General features: G+C 39.0%; 1 protein-coding gene. It reads right to left on the reverse strand.

Annotated elements, in window-relative coordinates:
- Positions 1 to 57: 57 nt before the first annotated feature.
- The gene (locus KMS84_RS43400) at positions 58 to 222 is read right to left on the reverse strand and encodes a putative ATP-dependent zinc protease (RefSeq protein WP_322868678.1); all 165 of its coding nucleotides are present in this window, start codon (positions 220 to 222) and stop codon (positions 58 to 60) included.
- Positions 223 to 231: the final 9 nt, after the last annotated feature.

Consider the following 231-nt stretch of genomic DNA (forward strand, 5'->3'; position numbering starts at 1 on the left):
TTTCATATCTTCATTTTAAGGAGGAAGTCAATGAACAAAATCATATCAAGCTAGGTTTTAATCTGTGACACACCCTGGCTCTTGAGTAAATGTACGTGAGACATCAACTGCGCCTAAGGCTTCTAAGGTTCGACGACCAATCAGAACTGGATAGTTCATATTCCCTCGATCCCTCAAAGAAAACTCTTCACTGTACACCTTATTACCAATACATATTGACATTGTAACGAC

Origin of the sequence: Streptomyces hilarionis (assembly GCF_024539675.1) — a bacterium.
GTDB classification, from domain to species: Bacteria; Actinomycetota; Actinomycetes; order Streptomycetales; family Streptomycetaceae; genus Streptomyces; species Streptomyces hilarionis.

Excerpts from the sequence above, each read along its gene's own strand:
- KMS84_RS43400 (WP_322868678.1), bottom strand. The coding sequence starts at position 222 with ATGTCAATATGTATTGGTAATAAGGTGTACAGTGAAGAGTTTTCTTTG.